Below are 1,068 nucleotides of genomic sequence, written 5' to 3' on the forward strand. Positions count from 1 at the left end.
ATATTTAAAGATTTTAAAACATCTTTGACTTTTTCATAACCTTTTTTAGCACGTAACTCTATCCACTCAATATTCCAATCTTTTAACTGTCTTTTATTTGTTTCTGAAAGTGTATCAGCTACAAATAAATTTGTTTTTCTAGCAATGACTGCATCTGCAACTTCTGGATTACCTTTACCCATTAGTTTTACTTCACACAACAAAGATTTCTCAGTATTATCAACTAAATAAAAGTCTATTTCCCGACTATAAATATCTTCATTTTTTGAATAATCTGCTTTTTTATATATGATTTCATAATTTTTTTCAGGAACGCCATATAAAATACATAGACTTTTCATTAATGGTTTTTCAATATTTTTACCTATTGAACTCCAAGCGCCCGCTCTAATTGCTGCACGTTTAACTGCTAATGTATTAATAACTATCAGAGTTTCATTTAAAGTTAAGTCAACACTAGCTTTGTTATATTTAATTGTTAATGTTAAATCTAAATCTTTTTCAACATCAATTAGCTCATCAATTGCTCTTTTTAAATCATCATATTGATCATTTGATGCTGATATTACTATATCCTTTTTAGTAGTTTTATACTTATTTGAAATAGTTTTCATGTTCATACCAGAATTGATTGCGATTTCATCTTTTTTTAAATCTTCATTTTGTATAAATTCTTTTTCATACCAATCAACTGTAATATCTTTATTTTCAATTTTAGCTAACATTACTCTTTTTAGAAAATCTAAAGAATACGCTATAAAATTATCTTGTATTAAAGAAATAACCTCTCCTCTATAATCTTCTCCTTCATATAATTTATTTAAAACATTTTTTAAAGAAACTGTAGTAAAAGTACTCATTCAATAACTTCCTCTCTAAATAAAAAACTATCTGAATTTAAAAATTCTACATCGAAATAAAGATTTAACTTTTCTTTTATACGTTCAAAGTAATCTAATTGTATTTCAGTTAAAAATATATTTCTTCCATAGTCTAAAGCAGCTTGACCTAAAGTACCACTGCCAGCAAAAGGATCAAAAACTAAATCTCCTTTTAACGAGTAATATT

General features: G+C 25.7%; 2 protein-coding genes. Both read right to left on the reverse strand.

Annotated features, from left to right (window positions below; genetic code table 11):
* On the reverse strand, positions 1 to 860 hold an 860-nt coding region (locus IR213_RS16140; protein WP_194313305.1), incomplete at its 3' end, for a CfrBI family restriction endonuclease.
* On the reverse strand, positions 857 to 1,068 hold a 212-nt coding region (locus tag IR213_RS16145; protein WP_228479221.1), incomplete at its 5' end, for a DNA methyltransferase. The genes IR213_RS16145 and IR213_RS16140, both read right to left, overlap by 4 nt.

Source organism: Flavobacterium soyangense (assembly GCF_015277675.1).
GTDB classification, from domain to species: domain Bacteria; phylum Bacteroidota; class Bacteroidia; order Flavobacteriales; family Flavobacteriaceae; genus Flavobacterium; species Flavobacterium soyangense.